The organism is Pseudomonas sp. PP3 (assembly GCF_905336995.1).
Classification (GTDB): Bacteria; Pseudomonadota; Gammaproteobacteria; order Pseudomonadales; family Pseudomonadaceae; genus Aquipseudomonas; species Aquipseudomonas reinekei.
In genome coordinates this window covers 1521150-1538177 of record NZ_HG995459.1, presented here as the reverse complement: position 1 = coordinate 1538177, position 17028 = coordinate 1521150, and the positions used below count along the sequence as shown (strand labels likewise).

Below are 17028 nucleotides of genomic sequence, written 5' to 3'. Positions count from 1 at the left end.
TTCAAAGTTTGCAGGTTACTTGACCTGCCGCTGCGGTGCCTTGTGCACCATGGTGTAGGCGTAATCCACGCCCATGCCATATGCGCCGCTGTGCTCCAGCACCAGCTCCATCACCGCCTCGTAAGTGTCCTTGTGCGCCCAGTCACGCTGGTATTCGAGCAGCACTTGCTGCCAGGTCACCGGCACCGCGCCGGCCTGAATCATTCGTTGCACCGACATGTCGTGTGCTTCCTTGGTGGTGCCGCCGGAGGCGTCGGTGACGATGTACACCTCGTAGCCTTCAGCCAAAGCTTCCAGTGCCGGGAACGTCAGGCAGACCTCGGTCCACAGCGCGGCAATGATCAGTTTCTTGCGACCGGTGGCCTTCACCGCGTCGACCAATGCCTTGTCTTCCCAGGAGTTCATCGAAGTGCGCTCGATCGGCTGTTGATCCGGGTGCACAGCCAGCAACTCGGGCCAGATGTAACCGCTGAAGCTTTCGGTTTCGACAGAGGTGTAGATCGTCGGCACGTTAAAAATCTTCGCCGCCTTGGCCAGGCCCACGGTGTTGTTCTTCAAGGTCTGGCGGTCGATGGACTGAACGCCGAACGCCATTTGCGGCTGGTGGTCGATCAGGATCAGGGCGGAGTTGGTTGGGTTGAGCAGTTCACGAATAGACATGGCGCGTTCCTTTTGATGTCGATACTTCGAATGGGTGTGGGCTGAGTCGACCCTTGCCTTCAGCGGCGTTGTTGTCGGCTTGGATGTCACTTTAGGGGCTGGCGATAAAAGGGACAATTACCTAAAATGGAGAATCATTGATTCTAAAATAGGGACAATATGGACCGCATCGAATGCATGCGCGCCTTCGTCGTCACGGTGGGCGAGAACGGTTTCGCCGCAGCCGCCCGGGCCATGGACGTGCCGCGCTCGAAAGTCAGTAAACAGATTCAGGCACTGGAAGAAGCCATCGGTGTGCAATTGCTGCAACGCACTACCCGCAGCCTGCACCTGACCGAAGCCGGGGCCGAGTATTTCGACGCAGCACGTGAAGTGTTGGCGGCACTGGACGAAGCCGAGCAACGCGCCCGTGACGGTATCGGCGAGTTACGCGGTGTGTTGCGGGTCAATGCGCCGATGTCGTTTGGTCTTCGCCGGCTGGGGCCGTTGATTCCACTGTTTCATGAACAGCACCCGAACATTGAGCTGCAACTGGTGCTCAGCGACCAGCAGGTCGATCCCGTGCGGGGTGGGTTCGACGTGACCATCCGCATCGCCAGCATGCCCGACTCGACGATGATCGCCCGGCAACTGGCGCCCGCACCGCGCATCATGGTGGCGTCCCCGGCTTATCTCCAGCGCGCGGGCACGCCGCGGACTCCGCAAGAGCTGCGCGCCCATCAATGTCTGAACTACGGGTATCTGCAGAGCGGTGTCAGCCTGCAACTGTGCAATGGCAAGGAAACCCAGCGGGTGAACGTCACCGGCCCCCTGCACGCCAACAACGGCGACCTGCTCGCCCAGGCCGCCGAAGCCGGCATGGGCATCGCCCTGCTGCCCGACTTCATCGTCGAGGATGCGCTGGCGGCCGGGCGACTGGTCCCGGTGCTGTGCGAATGGCAGGCTCCGGCGATCACCATTAATGCGGTGTATTCGTCAGCGCGGCGGGTGCCGCAGAAGACCCGGGCGTTTATTGAATTTCTACTGGAACAGCTGGCGCCAAAGTGATTTTTTGAAATCACCCGATTTCCTGCAGGAGCGAGCAAGCTCGCTCCTGCAAGTTTTAGTGAACGGCCAATGGCTTGCGTATACCCAATCGGCTGATCCACACCGCCATCAGAATCACGCTGCCACCGAGCAGCAACCTTCCCAGCTCCTCATGCTGATTCCAGATCAGCAGATTGATCAGCAACCCCACCGGCACATGCAGGTTGTTCATCACCGCCAGCGTCCCGCCATTGACCAGGCAAGCACCTTTGTTCCACCAGTACAGGCCCAATGCGGTCGAAACAAGGCCGAGGAACAACAGCACGCCCCATTGCAGCGGTGCCTCTGGCCAGAAGTTCTGTTTGCCGAACAGCAGAAATGCGGGCAATGCCACCGCCAGGGCCCCGAGGTAGAAGTAACCGAAGCGCCGGTAATGCGGCAGATCACTGGGGTGTCGCGCAACCAGATGCTTATAGAGCACCTGCCCGGCGGCATAGGTGAAGTTGGCCAATTGCAGCAGCAGGAAGCCCATGAAGAAATCCGGATTGATCCGGTCGAAACGAATCACCGCCGCGCCCGCCACCGCCACCAGTGCAGCGACCAGCGCCCAGGGATTGAAGCGACGGTTCAGCGCATCTTCGATCAGAGTCACGTGCAACGGCGTGAGAATGGTAAATAGCAGCACTTCCGGTACCGTCAACACGCGAAAGCTCAGGTACAGGCAGACGTACGTCACCCCGAACTGCAGCGCGCCGATCAGCAACATGCCGCGCATGAACGCCGGCTCGACCGAGCGCCAGCGCGTCAGCGGAATGAACACCAGCCCCGCCAGCAGCACGCGTACCAGCACCGCGAAGTAACTGTCGACATGACCGGCCAGGTATTCGCCGATCAAACTGAAGGAAAACGCCTGGATCAGCGTGACAAAAAGTAGATAGCCCATGCTCGCCTCGTTTTGAATGGCGGCGACGATAACGGGTTTTGCCGGTGATCGCGAGACACACGGATCGCTGCAGGAGTGCACCCACCAAATCGCAGGCAAAAAAAAGCCCGATCTCGCTAAAGCGTTCAATCGGGCTACAGCACTCAGGAGCAATAAGTGCAAAGGGAGGTTCGATGCGCGTACAGGCTTGAAGGGTTGCGCCAGGTCACTAGACCATCCAGCGATTATCTGGCGATTAACCGGTCAGGCCACTTGCGAAAGTCTGGCATTGGCCTGGTTCAGGCCTTTCTCCTGGAAGTCGCCCCCCAGGTTCATGCCTTCGGCGTGGATGAACGTCACGTCGTGAATCCCGATGAAACCCATGACCTGACGCAGGTACGGTTCCTGGTGATCCGCCGTGCTGCCGGCATAGATCCCGCCGCGAGCGGTCAGGACGTAGGCGCGCTTGCCGCTGAGCAGACCTTGGGGGCCGGTTTCGGTGTATTTGAAGGTCACACCGGCACGCAGCACATGGTCGAGCCACGCTTTGAGGGTGCTTGGAATGGCAAAGTTGTACATCGGTGCAGCCATGACCAGCACATCGGCGGCCAGCAGCTCATCAGTCAGCTGGTTGGAGCGTTCCAGCGAAACCTGTTCGATGTCGCTGCGTTGTTCGGCAGGTTTCATCCAGCCACCCAGCAGGTTGATGTCCAGATGCGGCACCGGGTTGACGGCCAGGTCACGAACGGTGATCTGGTCGTTCGGGTGAGCGGCTTTCCATTGGCTGATGAAGGTCTGGGTCAGTTGACGGGAAACCGAGTCTTGCTGACGGGCACTGCTTTCAATGATCAGAACGCGGGACATGGGATGTAGGCTCCATCTGAGAATGCTGTAAGTCGATGGAGTGAAGGTTAAACAGAGTCATATCGATGAAAAAGCGCAAATAATTGCTATAACCCATCAATAAATTCGTTTATAAGCGGAGCATGCCCGTCAGGTTTGCTCCGTTTGTTTTATTTCGGGGTGCAGATCAACTCGATACGCAGCTTGATGATGTTGCGGTTGAATTTGGCGGTGGCGCTTTTGTGCTTGCCGGCCGGTACATCGATCTTGCGGGTTCGTGGTGCTTCCGGGCCATTGCTGAACACCGCCTTGCAGCTCGCATCGACGTCGCCATAGTTGGCTACCCGAATGGAGCCGATATCGCTATCGGTGTCGAAGGTTTCGTAATCGATCTTCAGGCCGTTGAGGTCTTTTTTCACATCGATCGGGTACGCCATCGCCGTCAGTGGCAGCAGCGCCAGCAACACACAACACATTTTTTTCATTCAGCAGTCTCCAATAAGAACTGCCCAGCTTAGGACAAGAGGAGCTCATCATGAAAGCGCCCCGCGTGACCCTTGATCAATGGCGAACACTTCAGGCCGTGGTCGACCACGGCGGTTTCGCCCAGGCCGCCGAAGCGCTGCATCGCTCGCAATCGTCTGTCAGCTACACCGTAGCGCGGATGCAGGACCAGCTCGGCGTGCCCTTGCTGCGCATCGACGGGCGCAAAGCGGTGCTGACCGAAGCCGGTGGCGTGCTGCTGCGCCGCTCCCGGCAACTGGTGAAACAGGCCAGTCAACTGGAAGACCTGGCCCATCACATGGAGCAAGGCTGGGAAGCTGAAGTGCGCCTGGTGGTCGACGCCGCCTACCCGAGCGCCCGCCTCGTCCGCGCCTTGACCGCGTTCATGCCGCAAAGCCGCGGTTGCCGGGTGCGCTTGCGCGAAGAAGTATTGTCGGGCGTAGAGGAAGTGCTGCTTGAAGGCGTGGCCGACCTGGCCATCACCGGGTTCAGCATTCCGGGCTACCTGGGTGCGGAATTGAGCGAGGTCGAATTCGTCGCGGTCGCCCACCCCGAACATTCCCTGCATCGCCTCAACCGCGAACTGAATTTCCAGGATCTGGAAAGCCACATGCAAGTGGTCATCCGCGACTCCGGCCGCCAGCAACCACGGGACGTCGGCTGGCTTGGCGCCGAACAGCGCTGGACCGTCGGCAGCCTGGCCACCGCAGCGACGTTCGTCGGCAGCGGTCTGGGGTTCGCCTGGTTGCCACGGCACATGATCGAACGGGAACTCAAGGAAGGCACGCTCAAGCTGCTACCTTTGGATCAGGGCGGCAGCCGTAACCCGAGTTTTTACCTGTATTCGAACAAGGACAAACCGCTCGGGCCCGCGACGCAGATTCTCGTCGAATTGCTGCGCACCTTCGACACCGCACCACTGGACGCACCGTTCGCCGCCCCTGAACAAGCCTGACACGGAGTGTATGCATGGCCTATTTCGAACACGAAGGTTGCAACCTGCACTATGAGGAATACGGCCACGGCACGCCGTTGCTGCTAGTCCACGGGCTGGGTTCAAGCACCCTGGACTGGGAAAAACAGATCCCCGCACTGGCTGCCGGCTACCGGGTGATCGTCCCGGATGTGCGCGGCCACGGGCGCTCCGACAAACCCCGTGAGCGCTACAGCATCGCCGGCTTCAGTGCCGACCTGGTCGCGCTGATGGAGCATCTGAACCTGGGTCCGACACATTATGTGGGACTATCCATGGGTGGCATGATCGGTTTTCAACTCGGTGTCGATCAGCCACAACTGCTGAAAAGCCTGTGCATCGTCAATAGCGCGCCCGAGGTCAAGCTGCGTAGCCGCGATGATTACTGGCAGTGGTTCAAACGCTGGAGCCTGATGCGCATACTCAGCCTGCGCACCATCGGCAAAGCCTTGGGCGGCAAGCTGTTCCCCAAACCGGAGCAGGCAGATTTGCGACAAAAAATGGCCGAACGCTGGGCAAAAAACGACAAACATGCTTATCTCGCCAGCTTCGATGCCATTGTCGGTTGGGGTGTACAGGAACGACTGTCGAAGGTGTCCTGTCCAACCCTCATCGTCACCGCCGACCGCGACTACACTCCGGTCGCGCTGAAAGAAAACTACGTAAAACTGCTGCCCAATGCGCGGCTGGCAGTGATCGCCGATTCGCGTCACGCCACCCCGCTGGACCAACCCGAACGCTTCAATCAAACGCTGCTCGAGTTTCTCACCGCAGTCGACACCACCCCTCAGGATCACTGACCCATGTTGAAAAAAATCGCCCTCGCCGCTGGTTCCGTTCTGTTTGCCGCCAACCTGATGGCCGCAACGCCTGCCAAGGCGCCGCATGTTTTGCTGGAAACCACCAACGGCCAGATCGAAATCGAACTGGACCCGGTCAAGGCCCCGATCAGTACCAAGAACTTTCTTGAGTACGTCGACAGTGGCTTCTACAACAACACGATTTTCCACCGCGTGATTCCGGGCTTCATGGTTCAGGGCGGCGGTTTTACCCAACAGATGCAGCAAAAAGAAACCAAGGCGCCGATCAAGAACGAGCACAACAACGGCCTGGTCAACGTGCGTGGCACCTTATCCATGGCCCGCACCTCGGTGCCTGATTCGGCCACCAGCCAGTTCTTCATCAACGTCAAGGACAATGATTTCCTCGATCAGGGTGACGGCTACGCAGTGTTCGGCAAAGTGGTCAAAGGCATGGATGTGGTCGACATCATTGTCAATTCGCCAACCACCGTTCGCAGCGGCATGAAAGACGTACCGGCTGACCCGGTGTTCATCAAGTCGGCCAAACGCATCGACTGAAACCAGGCTGGACAAGGATGTCCGAGCCGTTGCCGGTGCTGCCGGCAACGCTCAAACCGTTGAAGGAGAGCCCGTTCGCGGGTAAATAACCGATGCTTTATCGCCGTTTTGAAAAACTGATCGACATCTTCCGCGACCCTCCGACAGCTGCCCCCCCGGACCGCGTTCTGCCCTTCTATACCTATTACCTCAAACAGGTCTGGCCAAGTTTTGCCGCCCTGCTGATCGTCGGCCTGTTCGGCGCATTGATCGAAGTGGCGCTGTTCAGTTACCTGAGCCGCATCATTGACCTGGCCCAAGGCACACCCAACGCTGACTTCTTCAAGGAACACGGCCTGGAACTGACCTGGATGGTGGTGGTAGCGCTGATCCTGCGACCGGTGTTCGTCGGCCTGCATGACTTGCTGGTGCACCAGACGCTGAGCCCCAGCATGACCAGCCTGATCCGCTGGCAAAACCACAGTTACGTACTCAAACAGAGCCTGAATTTCTTCCAGAATGACTTTGCCGGACGCATTGCCCAACGCATCATGCAGACCGGCAACTCCCTGCGCGACTCCGCCGTGCAAGCGGTGGACGCGCTTTGGCACGTGTTGATTTACGCCATCAGTTCGCTGGTGCTGTTCGCCGAAGCCGACTGGCGCCTGATGATCCCGTTGCTGACCTGGATCGTCGCCTTTATCAGCGCCCTTTACTACTTCGTGCCACGGGTCAAGGAACGCTCGGTCGTGTCCTCCGATGCGCGCTCCAAGCTCATGGGGCGAATCGTCGATGGCTACACCAACATCACCACGTTGAAGCTGTTTGCCCACACCAACTTCGAACAGCAATACGCTCGCGAGGCGATCAAGGAACAAACCGAAAAAGCCCAGTTGGCCGGCCGTGTGGTCACCAGCATGGACGTGGTCATCACCAGCATGAACGGCCTGTTGATCGTCGGTACCACCGGCCTCGCCCTGTGGCTGTGGACGCAGTCGCTGATCAGCGTGGGCGCCATCGCCCTGGCCACCGGGCTGGTGATCCGTATCGTCAACATGTCCGGCTGGATCATGTGGGTGGTCACCGGTATTTTCGAAAACATCGGCATGGTTCAGGACGGTTTGCAGAGCATCTCGCAACCGGTCAGCGTCACCGACCGTGACCAGGCCAAACCCCTGGCCGTGGCCAAGGGCGAAGTGCGTTTCGAGAACGTGGACTTCCACTATGGCAAGCGGAGCGGGATCATCGGCGGGCTCAACCTGACGATCAAACCCGGCGAGAAAATCGGCCTGATCGGACCGTCCGGCGCCGGCAAATCAACACTGGTCAATCTGCTGTTGCGTCTCTATGACGTGGAAGGCGGGAAGATCCTCATCGACGGCCAGAACATCGCCGATGTCAGCCAGGAAAGCCTGCGTGAACGGATCGGCATGATCACCCAGGACACGTCGCTGCTGCACCGCTCGATCCGCGACAATCTGCTTTACGGTAAACCTGACGCCACCGATACCGAACTCTGGGAAGCGGTACACAAGGCCCGGGCCGACGGGTTTATCCCGGCGCTATCGGACGCTGAAGGCCGCATCGGTTTCGATGCCCACGTGGGTGAGCGCGGGGTGAAACTCTCCGGTGGTCAGCGTCAGCGGATCGCCATTGCTCGCGTTTTGCTCAAGGACGCGCCGATCCTGATCATGGACGAAGCCACATCGGCACTGGACTCGGAAGTCGAAGCCGCCATCCAGGAGAGCCTCGAAACCCTGATGCAAGGCAAAACCGTCATCGCCATTGCCCACCGACTCTCGACCATTGCCCGCATGGACCGGTTGGTGGTGCTGGAGAACGGCAAGATCGCCGAAACCGGCAGCCATGCTGAATTGCTGGCATTGGGCGGGTTGTATGCGCGCTTGTGGCAGCATCAGACGGGTGGGTTTGTCGGGATTGATTGATCCGCGGAACAATACCCAATCCCTGCGGGAGCGAGCCTGCTCACGATCGCGCTGAGTCAGACGACAGATACTTCGTCATCGCGATCAAGCTCGCTACAAATGTCGAGCGTTGCCTGAAAAGCCAAAAAAACCGCCAGGCTCCGTTAATAACGGGGGCTGGCGGTTTTTTATGTCTGCTGGAATTCTGAAAAAACCATGCTGTACTTACTTCAACGTTCTGGAGATGGTTTTGCAGTCCATCGGCTGGATGCTCAAGGCTGCATAATCTCGAAAGGGCACTCTCCTATGTCTCTGTTAAAACGTTCGGCGACTGAGTTGGTAGGTACTTTCTGGCTGGTGTTGGGTGGTTGTGGCAGTGCAGTGCTGGCTGCTGCGTTCCCGGATGTCGGTATCGGTTTGCTGGGGGTGTCCCTGGCGTTTGGCTTGACGGTACTGACCATGGCATTCGCCATTGGCCATATTTCCGGTTGTCACCTCAACCCGGCGGTGTCATTGGGGTTGGTGGTTGGCGGACGTTTCCCGTCCAGGGAACTGCCGGCCTACATCGTTGCGCAGGTCATTGGCGGCGTGATTGCAGCCGCCCTGCTGTACTTCATTGCCAGCGGCAAACCCGGTTTCGAGCTGGCGGGAGGCCTGGCGTCCAACGGCTTCGGCGAACATTCCCCTGGCGGCTATTCGATGGCGGCGGGGTTTGTCTGTGAGCTGGTGATGACCGCCATGTTCATCCTGATCATCCTCGGCGCCACCGACAATCGTGCGCCTGCGGGGCTTGCGCCGATCGCCATCGGCCTGGCCTTGACCCTGATCCACCTGATTTCGATCCCGGTTACCAATACCTCGGTCAATCCGGCGCGCAGCACCGGCCCGGCGCTGATCGTCGGCGGTTGGGCGATCCAGCAATTGTGGATGTTCTGGGTCGCGCCGCTACTCGGCGCAGTCGTCGGTGGTGTGCTTTATCGCTGGTTGGGCAAGGAAGAGACCTGACCGGGCACCGCGAGGATCAGCCTTGCCGGTAGGGCAAGGCCGTCCTCGCCTCGTCCGCGTAGGCCAATACCCCAATCCGCTCTTGCTGCAGAAAATCCTTCACGGCCGCTTTCAATCCCGGATGACGCAAGTAATGCCAGGAATGCGTGATGACTGGCTCGAACCCGCGAATCAACTTGTGCTCACCCTGCGCGCCAGCATCGAAACGCTGGAAGCCATGGGCAATCGCGTAATCCATGCCTTGATAAAAACAGGTCTCGAAGTGCAGGCGATCGAACTCCGCGAGACATCCCCAGTAACGCCCGTAAAAACTGTCACCTCCTACCAGACTGAAGGCCATCGCCACCGGCCTTGAGCCTTGTCTGGCCAACACCACGCGGATGGACTGCGGCATGCGCTCAGCCAACAAACTGAAAAACTCTCGCGTCAGATAGGGCCTTTGCCGACGCACCGCGTAGGTATTGGCATAGCAGGCGTAGACGAAATCCCACAACGACTCGGTCAATTCCCGGCCTTCGAGCCACTCGAAATCGAACCCCTGCCCCGCCACCTGTTCCCGCTCCTTGCGCATCTGTTTGCGCTTGCGTGAGCTCAGTGCATCAAGAAAATCCTGAAAGTCTCGGTAGTCGCGGTTTTGCCAGTGGTACTGGCACCCGACGCGTTGCAGCCAGCCCGGCTGCCCGGCCAGTGCGGCGTCGGTGAATGGGTCCGTGAAGTTGATGTGAGCGCTGGACAACTGTTCGATCTCAAGATAGCCCGGCAGGCTTTTCAGCAGCTCGAAACCGTCCTCGACGCTGGCGGCCAGCAAGCGCGGCCCGCTCACCGGACTGAAGGGTACAGCGGTCAAAAGCTTGGGGTAGTAATCGATTCCGGCACGTTCGCAGGCGTCCGCCCAGGCGTGATCGAACACGTACTCGCCGTAGGAATGCCACTTGCGATAACTGGGCAAGGCAGCGACCAGACGATCACCTTCGATGTGCAGCAAATGCTCGGGTTGCCAGCCGGAATGAGGCCCGACGCTGCCACTGTCTTCCAGCGCACTCAGGAACGCGTGAGATAGAAATGGCTGTGTCTCGGGCACCAACGCATCCCATGTTTGCGCAGCGATGTCGGACAGACTTTCCAGGCGTTGCAACGGCATTACACATCTCACTCATTGATGGCGTGAAAGCTTCGCGAGTATCTCCTATCGCCCTCCATTGCACACGATCAATTCGACGACAGCGCTCTAACTCAATAGTTCGCGAAGACTTTGTATCGTCATCGACATGCCATCACATTGCCACCGCCCTGTCATAAACCATCGCGATACTGGCGCCTGTTTTTAGAGCGTCGGGTTCTAACCCGGCCACTGTTTTCCGTCCATCAATGGTCGGTTGTGCCCTGGATGGCTCAGCCATCCACTCTCATCTTCGGAGATTGATATGCGTCTTGCTTCCACGAAAACTGCGGCAGCCCTGTGTGGCGGTCTGCTGCTGGCCATGAGTGTTCCAGCCAGCGCCGCAGTCGACGCCAAACTGCTCGACATGCTCAAGGCAAACGGCTCGATTACCAACGCGCAGTACAGCGAACTGCAAGCCGAGCTGGCCCGGGATCAGAAAGAACAGCAAATCGCTCGCCAGGCTCAACAAGAGACCAACGAGCAGATCGCAGCGACTGCGAAGAAAACCAACGAACTGAGCTCTTTCGACCAGAAACTGGCGTGGGCTGCCAAGACCCAATTCAAGGGTGACGTGCGCTTCCGTCAGGAAAACGTGCACAACGACGGCGTTTCGAACAACAAAGACCAGGACCGTCAGCGTATTCGTGCCCGTCTGGGTGCCTACACCGAAATCAACCCGCAAGTCGACACCGGTATCCGCATCGCCACCGGCAACAACGATGACGCGCGTTCCACCAACCAGAGCCTGGACAACTACTTCGACAAGAAGCAGATCTGGCTGGACCAGGGTTACGTCGACTACCACCCTGACGCCATCAAGAACCTGCACATCGTTGGCGGCAAGATGCCACAGCAATGGGTGAGCATGGGCGACGTGATCTGGGATAGCGATATCAGCCCTGAAGGTCTGTCGGTCTCGTACAAGTACCCGCTGAGCGGCAGCACCGAGCTGTTCGGTAGCGCCGGTCACTACACCCTCAAGGACAACGTCGACGGTGACGGCGTGCAATTCAAACACGACCTGCGCCTGTACGCAGGTCAGTTGGGGGCGCGCTTCGGCATCACCGACAACCTGAAACTGACCCTGGGTGGCAGCGTCTACGGCTACGACAACGACGACGACATTACCCCGGGCGGCACCACGATCCCGGCCGCACTGGCCGTCAACGGCAACAGCCCGAACGAGCAGTTCAAACTGTTCGAAGGTTTTGGTCAGCTCGACATCGGCGGCTTGCCAATGCCGCTCTCGTTGTACGGTCAGTACGTCAACAACGACGACGCCAGCAACGATCAGGATACTGCCTGGCTGGCCGGTGTGAAGACCAAGGTCTACGGTTTTGCCATCGACTACAACTACCGCGACGTGCAGCGTAACTCCGTGGTTGGCGCTTTCACCGACTCCGACTTCGCCAACGGCTTTACCGGTTCGCGCGGCAGCAAGTTGAAAGTGAGCTACGAGCTGGACAAGAACTTCAACCTCGGCGCGACGTACTTCATGGCTAACTCCGACTACACCAACGCCACGCTCAAAGACTCCGACATCAACACCCTGCAACTGGATGCTGAAGCAAAGTTCTGATTCACCCCGCCATACGACTCGGGCAAGGAAGCCCGAGGCGCTTTTTCAGCCTTGCGTTGGTCTGACGGTCCCCATCATCCGTCCGCCGGACCAGCGCGAGTCTGTTTACTGACTTCCCGCCCTATCGCCTCGATTCAGCGACGATCCTCTACCCGCGCGTGGCTTTTGCTCCAGTCGGTCAACAGGCTGTAGGCCACTGCCAGCAACGTCGGACCAATGAAGAGCCCGATGAAGCCAAACGCAATCAACCCGCCAAACACCCCTAGCAACACAATCACCAGCGGCAAGTTCCCGCCGCGACTGATCAGGTATGGCTTGAGCACGTTGTCCACGCCACTGATGATGAAGGTGCCCCAGATCCCGAGGAAAATCGCCATCCCGTATTCGCCTTTCCAGGCCAGCCAGGCGGTGGCCGGAATCCATACCAGTGGTGGTCCCATGGGAATCAGGCTGAGCATGAACGTGACGATGCCGAGCACCAAAGCCCCCGGCACTCCGGCAATCAGGAAGCCGATCAGCGCCAGTACGGCCTGGGCTGCGGCCGTACCGATCACGCCGTTCACTACCCGCTGCACCGTACCCGCTACCAATTCGATGTAGTACCCGGCGCGCTTGCCGATGAGACGCTCCAGCAAGCCATGGACAAATGCCGCCAGTCGTGGCCCGTCGCGATAGAAAAAGAACACGAAGACAATACTCAAGGTCAGTTCGAGAATGCCGCCGCCAATTTGTGCGCTGCGCGCCAGTAGCCAGTTGCCGACCTGTCCGAAGTAAGGCTTGAGCGAAACCATCATGGCCGCGCCCTGCTGATCGACACTGTTCCAGATCCCCAACAGACGCTCGCCTACCAGCGGAATGCCACCCAGCCAGGCCGGAGCTTGCGGCAGGCCATCGACCTGCACATCCTTGATGAATGCCGTGGCGTCACGCACATGGTCCGCCAGGTTGAAACCCAGCCACACCAACGGCGCCGCCACCAGCACCATCCAGCCCACGGTCAACAGCCCCGCCGCGAGGGATTCTCGACCATCGAGCCAACGGGTCAGCAAGCGCATCAGTGGCCAACTGGCAAACGCCAGCACCGCGCCCCAGAACAACGCCGACCAGAACGGCGCCATCACCCAGAGGCTCGCGCCAAACAGCACCAGGAGCAGGAGCTGCACCAACAGCCGATCGTTATTGATCATCTAAAGTCTCGAAAAATCAGTCAGCAAAAGAGTCGGCGAACGCGCTGCACGCGTTCGCCGGGTAAAGCCTAGCGCAATAGCTGGATGTGCAGGCCAGGGCCTTCGACGCTGCCGGTTTCCAGCCGCGCGGCACGCACGCCCTGGACGATCAGCGCCTGCCGCCAGGCTTCGGCGGTCGGCCCGGAAACACTGACCCGCAAAGTGGTGTCAAGGTTCAGGCCGCGGGAGATCAAGCGCAGCCAGGTGTCATCCGGTGCGTCCGTGAGTTTGGGAAAGTCGAGTTCGCCGGTGCTTTTGAGTTCACGCAGCAAGGTCGCCGAGGTCGGCAGCAAATCACCCAGCGGCGCGGCGGCTTCAAACTGTTCGATGTGCAGGTAGGCTTTGCGATTGCCGCGGGTGATGCTGTAGAGCGCCACCAGGGTGTTGTCTTTCGGTGCTGCCAGGCGCAACAGCAGGTACGCCTGCTCATTGTCGGCGCCGTAGAGCTTGGCGTTGCCGAACACCTCGTTGGCCCACAGGCTGCTTTCGCCGCAATCACGGGCCTTGCACCAGAACAGCAACTGCGCGTCCTGTTTCTGCAAGGCTTCGCGAGCGGCCGTGAATGCTTCGGTGGACGAATGTTCCGGTGGCAACTCGTACGTCACCGACGTCGCATTGCCACGGGCGCTGACCTGGCCATCGAAACGCAATTGACCACTGATCTTGCGGATCGACCCCAGCGGGTAAATTCGCTCGATCTCGACCGCAGGGCGATAGTCGACGATCTGCGCATCGACCATGCGCGGCACGATCGGCAAATCCTGACTGCCCGGCACATCAGCGGCAAACAACAAGGGACTGAAACTGCACAGCGCCAGCAGACTGAAGGAACGCATGAATAGACTCATCGGATCAGCATGGCCTGGGCACCCTTGACGACACTCGCTTCATCGGCACGTTGCGGCACCAGCAAGCCACGCTGCACCGCTGGACGAGCTTCCATGGTCGCCATCCACCGTTGCAACGCCGTCAGACCTTCTACCGACACCCCCGACCACTCATAGCCACGCACCCACGGGAAGGTCGCAATGTCGGCGATGCTGTACTCGCCGGCCAGAAACTCAACGGCTTGCAGGCGCGTGTCGAGGACTTCATAGAGGCGGCGGGTTTCATGTTGATAGCGGTCGATCGCACCCTGGAGCTTTTCCGGAAAATAACGGAAAAACACGTTGGCCTGACCCTGCATCGGGCCGATACCCCCCATCTGGAACATCAGCCACTGCATGACCACCGAACGCCCCTTGGGGTCGGCTGGCAACAACTTGCCGGTCATTTCAGCGAGGTAAATCAGGATGGCGCCGGACTCGAACACGGCAAAATCGCCATTGGCGCGATCGACAATCGCCGGAATCCGGCCATTGGGGTTGATCTTGAGGAAGTCCTCGGACTTCTGTTCCTTCTTGTCGAAACTCAGGGCATGCACCGTGTAGGGCAGGCCGAGTTCCTCGAGCACGATAGAGACCTTGTGGCCATTCGGGGTCGCAGCGGTGTACAGATCTATCATGGTTGTCTCCCATTTCAACCCGCCCAGCCTCGACAGTTGCCCGGTGCAAGTCAAGGAATGGCGAAGAACCTATTGAAACAGTCTGCGACAAGGTCGGCACCGGCCTCATCATTCAGGTGCAAATGATGGCCGCCTGGCAGCTGTTCAAGGCTAAAGGGTAGACGCTCCAGCAATTCAGGATGCCTGGCGAGCATGCCGTCGGCAGCCACCACCAGTTTTGCCGGACAACTGAGCCGCTGGACGAAGGCCATCGCCTGTTCGGTCGTAAGACGCAGCGGTGATGGCAGCGTGAGGCGATTGTCGGTGCGCCAGGTATAACCGCCCGGCACCGGCATCAAGCCACGTTGGGCCAGCAGCTCGGCGGCTTCGCGGCTGACCGCCACCAGCCCTTTCATGCGAGCCTCGACGGCGCGGTCGAGGGTAGCGTAGACCGGTTTGCGTTTTTCCCGCAGATCCAGCTGCGCTTGCAGGGCCATGCCCATGCGTTCGGCAGCATTTTCGCCCTTGTCTGTAGGAGGAATGACGCCATCGATCAGGGCCAGATGCGTAACACGTTCCGGCAGCGACCCGGCAATGATCAAGGAAGCGATCGCGCCCATGGAGTGCCCCAGCAGCGCAAAGCGTTTGAGACCCAATTGTTCGGCGACTTGCAGCACGTCGTGGGCATAGTCCCACATAGCGTAGCCCGCGCCGGGCGGCCGATGCCCCGAATGGCCATGCCCCGCCATGTCCAGTGCAATGATGCGCAAGCCTTTGAGCTTCGGCGCCAACCGGGCAAAGCTGTTGGCGTTGTCGAGCCAGCCATGCAGGGCAATCACCGGCAAACCGTCTTCGGGGCCGAACAGGTGCGCCGCCAATTCAATGTGCGGCAGGCTCAGGCGGACTTCTTCGACGACATTGCTCATGCGCAATCCTGTTGGCGGCGTCCGTCCCAGCGGCTGAACAGGCTTTTCAGCAACAAGGCGGTATCTTGCGGACGCTCGAGGGGAAACATGTGGCCACCGGGCACGGTCAGGGACTCACCCATTGGCATGCGCCCGACCGAACTGGCGTGATGGCGCATCACCACCCGACTGCTGTGCCCGCGCACGACCGCCAGTGGCACTTGCAACTGACGCGTGCGGCCGGGGCTGGTGTGGGGCACGCCACGGTAGATGCTGATTTCCGTGGCCGGGTCGAAGCGCAGCCGCAGCGTGTTACCCACCTTGTGCAAGCCGTGTTGCAGGTAGGCGTCAAAACATTCCGGATCGAAGCTGCGAAACAGGGTTTTGCCGGCGAAATAGCGGCGGGCACTTTCGAGGTCGGCGAATTCTTCGCGCCGCCCCAGGGTGCGACCGGCCGGGGTCAGGCGATCGATGAAACCGAAACGTTTGGCGGCGCGGATCACCCATTGATCGGTACGGGTCAGCACGGGTGAGTCGAGCATCACCACTCCGCGATAGAGATGAGGACAGCGCAGCGCTGCGTGCTGGTGCAGTACGCCACCAAACGAGTGGCCGACGCCCCAGACCGGTTCCGGTTGTTGCTCGAGGTGATGAATCAGCTCATCCACCAGGTTGTACCAGTTGTCGTCCGCCGGAAAACGCGGGTCATGGGCGTGCTGCTCCAGATGCGTCACCTGATACTCGGGCGCCAGCGCCGCGAACAGTTTGCCGTAGGTGCCCGAAGGGAACCCGTTGGCGTGGGCGAAAAATATCTGTTGCGACATACCGGCAAATCCATGAGCGAGAACAGGTGTTGATTGTCCGTAAGAGCGGCCCCAACGGCAATGACCGTAACTGACAGGAATGATGACAGTCCGGTCAAACCCATGAACCTGTGGCGAGCGAGCAGATGTCCCGGGTGAAGGTGATTGGGGCCGCTTCGCGACCCAACGGGAGCAAGCTCCCTCGCCACAACAGAGGGATCAACGCGCTGGCGGATTCTCACCCAGCGGCACCACCGCCATGGTCAACCGCGACACGCAACTGGCCTTGCCCTCATCGCTGGTCAGCCGAATGTCCCAGACATGGGTCGTGCGCCCGATGTGAATCGGCTTGGCCACCGCCGTCACTCGCCCACTGCGCAGGCCGCGCAAATGGTTGGCGTTGATTTCCAGGCCCACGCAGTAAAACTTGCTGGCATCGATGCACAGGTAACTGGCCATGGAGCCCACGGATTCGGCCAGCACCACCGAAGCACCGCCGTGCAGCAAACCGTAAGGCTGATGGGTGCGGTGGTCGATGACCATGCTCGCGGTCAGCGACTCTTCATCGAAGGATTCGAAACGGATGTCCAGCACTTCGCCGATGGTGTTTTTCTGGATTGCATTCAGCTGTTCGATGTTGGGGGTGGTGCGCCACAGACTCATCGCTGTTTT

General features: G+C 59.6%; 18 protein-coding genes. 7 read left to right on the top strand and 11 right to left on the bottom strand.

The window, feature by feature from the left end:
* Window positions 1-15 precede the first annotated feature (15 nt).
* The gene (locus KHO07_RS07135; protein ID WP_150734964.1) at window positions 16-660 is read right to left on the bottom strand and encodes a hydrolase; all 645 of its coding nucleotides are present in this window, start codon (window positions 658-660) and stop codon (window positions 16-18) included.
* 159 nt (window positions 661-819) lie between these two features.
* On the opposite strand from KHO07_RS07135, the gene KHO07_RS07130 reads away from it, so the two are divergent.
* Window positions 820-1707 (top strand): LysR family transcriptional regulator, encoded by an 888-nt coding sequence (locus KHO07_RS07130; RefSeq protein ID WP_212626790.1) that lies wholly within the window; start codon window positions 820-822, stop codon window positions 1705-1707.
* 55 nt (window positions 1708-1762) lie between these two features.
* On the opposite strand, the gene KHO07_RS07125 is transcribed toward KHO07_RS07130, so the two are convergent.
* From KHO07_RS07125 to KHO07_RS07115, 3 genes are all read right to left on the bottom strand, one after another.
* A complete protein-coding gene (locus KHO07_RS07125) occupies window positions 1763-2629 on the bottom strand; it encodes a carboxylate/amino acid/amine transporter (RefSeq protein WP_150734966.1) in 867 nt (288 codons plus the stop codon).
* Window positions 2630-2872: 243 nt separating this feature from the next.
* Window positions 2873-3472: an FMN-dependent NADH-azoreductase gene (locus KHO07_RS07120; RefSeq protein WP_075948805.1), complete on the bottom strand. Its 600-nt coding sequence runs from the start codon at window positions 3470-3472 to the stop codon at window positions 2873-2875.
* A 149-nt stretch (window positions 3473-3621) separates the two neighbouring features.
* On the bottom strand, window positions 3622-3936 hold the full coding sequence (locus KHO07_RS07115) for a 3-phosphoglycerate kinase (protein WP_150704375.1): 315 nt from the start codon (window positions 3934-3936) through the stop codon (window positions 3622-3624).
* A 50-nt stretch (window positions 3937-3986) separates the two neighbouring features.
* On the opposite strand from KHO07_RS07115, the gene KHO07_RS07110 reads away from it, so the two are divergent.
* The 5 genes from KHO07_RS07110 (at window position 3987) to aqpZ (ending at window position 9198) form a co-directional block, all read left to right on the top strand.
* A complete protein-coding gene (locus KHO07_RS07110; protein WP_150734967.1) occupies window positions 3987-4910 on the top strand; it encodes a LysR family transcriptional regulator in 924 nt (307 codons plus the stop codon).
* Between the two features lie 14 nt (window positions 4911-4924).
* Window positions 4925-5728, top strand: coding sequence for an alpha/beta hydrolase (locus KHO07_RS07105; RefSeq protein WP_150734968.1), 804 nt, complete (start codon window positions 4925-4927; stop codon window positions 5726-5728).
* 3 nt (window positions 5729-5731) lie between these two features.
* A complete protein-coding gene (locus KHO07_RS07100) occupies window positions 5732-6289 on the top strand; it encodes a peptidylprolyl isomerase (protein WP_150734969.1) in 558 nt (185 codons plus the stop codon).
* Window positions 6290-6381: 92 nt separating this feature from the next.
* The gene (locus KHO07_RS07095; protein WP_150734970.1) at window positions 6382-8214 is read left to right on the top strand and encodes an ABC transporter ATP-binding protein; all 1833 of its coding nucleotides are present in this window, start codon (window positions 6382-6384) and stop codon (window positions 8212-8214) included.
* Window positions 8215-8499: 285 nt separating this feature from the next.
* On the top strand, window positions 8500-9198 hold the full coding sequence (gene aqpZ, locus KHO07_RS07090) for an aquaporin Z (protein ID WP_212626789.1): 699 nt from the start codon (window positions 8500-8502) through the stop codon (window positions 9196-9198).
* Between the two features lie 16 nt (window positions 9199-9214).
* On the opposite strand, the gene KHO07_RS07085 is transcribed toward aqpZ, so the two are convergent.
* A complete protein-coding gene (locus KHO07_RS07085; RefSeq protein WP_212626788.1) occupies window positions 9215-10339 on the bottom strand; it encodes a GNAT family N-acetyltransferase in 1125 nt (374 codons plus the stop codon).
* A gap of 283 nt (window positions 10340-10622) precedes the next feature.
* On the opposite strand from KHO07_RS07085, the gene KHO07_RS07080 reads away from it, so the two are divergent.
* A complete protein-coding gene (locus KHO07_RS07080; protein WP_150734973.1) occupies window positions 10623-11939 on the top strand; it encodes a putative porin in 1317 nt (438 codons plus the stop codon).
* 134 nt (window positions 11940-12073) lie between these two features.
* Here the strand turns inward: KHO07_RS07080 and KHO07_RS07075 are convergent, their stop codons facing one another.
* From KHO07_RS07075 to KHO07_RS07050, 6 genes are all read right to left on the bottom strand, one after another.
* Window positions 12074-13126: an AI-2E family transporter gene (locus KHO07_RS07075; protein WP_212626787.1), complete on the bottom strand. Its 1053-nt coding sequence runs from the start codon at window positions 13124-13126 to the stop codon at window positions 12074-12076.
* 68 nt (window positions 13127-13194) lie between these two features.
* The gene (locus tag KHO07_RS07070) at window positions 13195-14001 is read right to left on the bottom strand and encodes a DUF4892 domain-containing protein (protein ID WP_212626786.1); all 807 of its coding nucleotides are present in this window, start codon (window positions 13999-14001) and stop codon (window positions 13195-13197) included.
* A gap of 8 nt (window positions 14002-14009) precedes the next feature.
* Entirely contained in the window at window positions 14010-14669 is a 660-nt protein-coding gene (locus tag KHO07_RS07065) for a glutathione S-transferase N-terminal domain-containing protein (protein WP_212626785.1), read from the bottom strand.
* 50 nt (window positions 14670-14719) lie between these two features.
* On the bottom strand, window positions 14720-15574 hold the full coding sequence (locus KHO07_RS07060) for an alpha/beta hydrolase (RefSeq protein WP_212626784.1): 855 nt from the start codon (window positions 15572-15574) through the stop codon (window positions 14720-14722).
* The gene (locus KHO07_RS07055; RefSeq protein ID WP_212626783.1) at window positions 15571-16377 is read right to left on the bottom strand and encodes an alpha/beta hydrolase; all 807 of its coding nucleotides are present in this window, start codon (window positions 16375-16377) and stop codon (window positions 15571-15573) included. The genes KHO07_RS07060 and KHO07_RS07055 overlap by 4 nt, the downstream gene beginning before the upstream one ends.
* Window positions 16378-16575: 198 nt before the next feature.
* Window positions 16576-17019: a hotdog fold thioesterase gene (locus KHO07_RS07050; protein ID WP_093215479.1), complete on the bottom strand. Its 444-nt coding sequence runs from the start codon at window positions 17017-17019 to the stop codon at window positions 16576-16578.
* Window positions 17020-17028 lie beyond the last annotated feature (9 nt).

Excerpts from the sequence above, each read along its gene's own strand:
- KHO07_RS07135 (WP_150734964.1), bottom strand. The coding sequence starts at position 660 with ATGTCTATTCGTGAACTGCTCAACCCAACCAACTCCGCCCTGATCCTG.
- KHO07_RS07130 (WP_212626790.1), top strand. The coding sequence starts at position 820 with ATGGACCGCATCGAATGCATGCGCGCCTTCGTCGTCACGGTGGGCGAG.
- KHO07_RS07125 (WP_150734966.1), bottom strand. The coding sequence starts at position 2,629 with ATGGGCTATCTACTTTTTGTCACGCTGATCCAGGCGTTTTCCTTCAGT.
- KHO07_RS07120 (WP_075948805.1), bottom strand. The coding sequence starts at position 3,472 with ATGTCCCGCGTTCTGATCATTGAAAGCAGTGCCCGTCAGCAAGACTCG.
- KHO07_RS07115 (WP_150704375.1), bottom strand. The coding sequence starts at position 3,936 with ATGAAAAAAATGTGTTGTGTGTTGCTGGCGCTGCTGCCACTGACGGCG.
- KHO07_RS07110 (WP_150734967.1), top strand. The coding sequence starts at position 3,987 with ATGAAAGCGCCCCGCGTGACCCTTGATCAATGGCGAACACTTCAGGCC.
- KHO07_RS07105 (WP_150734968.1), top strand. The coding sequence starts at position 4,925 with ATGGCCTATTTCGAACACGAAGGTTGCAACCTGCACTATGAGGAATAC.
- KHO07_RS07100 (WP_150734969.1), top strand. The coding sequence starts at position 5,732 with ATGTTGAAAAAAATCGCCCTCGCCGCTGGTTCCGTTCTGTTTGCCGCC.
- KHO07_RS07095 (WP_150734970.1), top strand. The coding sequence starts at position 6,382 with ATGCTTTATCGCCGTTTTGAAAAACTGATCGACATCTTCCGCGACCCT.
- aqpZ (WP_212626789.1), top strand. The coding sequence starts at position 8,500 with ATGTCTCTGTTAAAACGTTCGGCGACTGAGTTGGTAGGTACTTTCTGG.
- KHO07_RS07085 (WP_212626788.1), bottom strand. The coding sequence starts at position 10,339 with ATGCCGTTGCAACGCCTGGAAAGTCTGTCCGACATCGCTGCGCAAACA.
- KHO07_RS07080 (WP_150734973.1), top strand. The coding sequence starts at position 10,623 with ATGCGTCTTGCTTCCACGAAAACTGCGGCAGCCCTGTGTGGCGGTCTG.
- KHO07_RS07075 (WP_212626787.1), bottom strand. The coding sequence starts at position 13,126 with ATGATCAATAACGATCGGCTGTTGGTGCAGCTCCTGCTCCTGGTGCTG.
- KHO07_RS07070 (WP_212626786.1), bottom strand. The coding sequence starts at position 14,001 with ATGCGTTCCTTCAGTCTGCTGGCGCTGTGCAGTTTCAGTCCCTTGTTG.
- KHO07_RS07065 (WP_212626785.1), bottom strand. The coding sequence starts at position 14,669 with ATGATAGATCTGTACACCGCTGCGACCCCGAATGGCCACAAGGTCTCT.
- KHO07_RS07060 (WP_212626784.1), bottom strand. The coding sequence starts at position 15,574 with ATGAGCAATGTCGTCGAAGAAGTCCGCCTGAGCCTGCCGCACATTGAA.
- KHO07_RS07055 (WP_212626783.1), bottom strand. The coding sequence starts at position 16,377 with ATGTCGCAACAGATATTTTTCGCCCACGCCAACGGGTTCCCTTCGGGC.
- KHO07_RS07050 (WP_093215479.1), bottom strand. The coding sequence starts at position 17,019 with ATGAGTCTGTGGCGCACCACCCCCAACATCGAACAGCTGAATGCAATC.